This is a genomic window from Mesorhizobium salmacidum (SeqCode) (assembly GCF_037179605.1).
Lineage (GTDB): Bacteria > Pseudomonadota > Alphaproteobacteria > Rhizobiales > Rhizobiaceae > Mesorhizobium > Mesorhizobium salmacidum.
Genome location: NZ_JAPYKS010000069.1, coordinates 1 through 1712, shown reverse-complemented (window position 1 = coordinate 1712; position 1712 = coordinate 1). Strand labels below are relative to the sequence as shown.

1 protein-coding gene and 1 pseudogene are annotated in these 1712 nt (G+C 57.7%); one reads left to right on the top strand and one right to left on the bottom strand.

The window, feature by feature from the left end; translation table 11 throughout:
- Positions 1–59 precede the first annotated feature (59 nt).
- Positions 60–942 (bottom strand): annotated as a pseudogene (locus O7A60_RS31620) (ATP-dependent DNA ligase).
- 371 nt (positions 943–1313) lie between these two features.
- Here O7A60_RS31620 and O7A60_RS31615 point away from each other — a divergent pair.
- Positions 1314–1502 (top strand): DUF3606 domain-containing protein, encoded by a 189-nt coding sequence (locus O7A60_RS31615; RefSeq protein ID WP_337109565.1) that lies wholly within the window; start codon positions 1314–1316, stop codon positions 1500–1502.
- The last annotated feature ends 210 nt before the right edge of the window (positions 1503–1712 follow it).

The following is a 1712-nucleotide window of genomic DNA, read 5'->3' as shown; positions in this document are numbered from 1 at the left end:
TGATCTGTTCGAACACCCGCCCCAGCAATGCCAGTTCCTCAGGCTCCAAAATTCCCGCTTCAGTTGCCTTTCGTCGAATTGGCATGATTCTCCTCGCGAAAATCCTGCAAGGAAGCGTGCCGCAAATCCTGTTCGCCGCGCAAGTGTTTCACGCGGCCAATAATCCCGGGCTTTACCCATTGCGTCGCCCGTCGCTTCATGCCCTTCGGCGCCGGTCCGGCGTGCTCTTGAACGCGCTTCCATAGGCGCTCGCGGATCGCCCGGCTGGAATTGATGAAGGCGGAGCCGACATATTGCCCTGTCGTCCGATCGGCGATCAAAGCGAAAGCCGGCTTGCCGGGCTCTCGTTCGACGCCTAGCAACTCGTATTCCTCGACCGTGTAGCATTTAGCCTTCAGCCAGTTCGTGGACGGACCGCTGCGATATTTGCTGTCCTTGCGCTTCGAAACCACGCCTTCTAGGCCAGCCTTGTCGACAAGATGAAATATGCCGGCGGCATTGCCTGGCACCGCCTGGCTGAACTGGATGTGCTGTCCTTCTGGGATCAGCTCGGCAAGGATCTCCCGACGGTCCTCTAGCGGCATGTCGCGAAGATCATGGCCGTTGAGGTGCAGCAGATCGAAGGCGACGAAATAGAGGTCGTGCTGCCGCTTGGTGATCGCCTTGCGCAGTGCGCCAAAGTCCGACAGGCGGCATCGTTCAGCACGATGATCTCACCGTCGATGATGGCGCTTTCCACCCCGAGCTCTGCAGCCGCCTTGGCGAGATCCCGGTATTTCTTGTCCAGTTAAGGCCGCGCCGGGTGAAGATGCGCACACCATCCTCATCCCTGACGATCTGCGAGCGGTAGCCGTCGAACTTGACCTCGTGAATCCAGTTGCCACCCTCGGGTGGTTTCTCCACCAGGGTCGGCATCAGCGGCTCGACGAACTTCAAACGCATGCAGGAACTCGCAGGACCGCGATTCAAGACGCAGCGTCCGATTTCGTTCCGGAACATTCTAGCTAAATTGAATGTTATAATGATTACAGTGATTAAGCTATCAGATCTCGGCCCATTTGAACCTCACCTCAACGGCAAAATCGCCGACCACGAAAGTGAGTATTTCTACCGCTGCCCGCGGTGCGGCCAGATGGTGGATGAACGGGACGCGCGCCAAGTTGTCTGGCATTCTTTCTTGGAGCACGAGCGACTGATGGTCGATGGTGATGCACCTCACTTGCCATAGCGACTCTCCACTTTCGGAAATCGCCGTGGCGGTGCAACAAACCGCCAGAACCCACGTTGCTCCACATCGAAGTGGAGGACGTAAAATGGTCGACGACAAGAGCAAGAAGGATTTCCGGGATCGAGACCGCGTATCCAATAGCGAGGATTACGAGATCGACTATTTCGCTCAGAAGACGGGGCTAACACCGCAACAGGTGCGCGACCTGATCAGGCAGCACGGCAACAACCGTGAAACCCTGGAACGCGAAGCCAAGAGGCTGCGCGGAAAATGACGAAGCTCTCGGATCTTGGACCACCGATCAAAGGCCAGCGGCACGAGGGCGATCCCGAAGATGATGACCGGGACTGTTTCTATGTGTGCAAGAATTGCGGTCAGCCGGTGGACATGCGCGATCTTCGCCAGGTGATTCTCAGTATCAGGCAGTGGTGATCTCGGATGTCGGCGCGCTGACCTTGCTGGTGACGGCGGAAGCCCGCGCAGG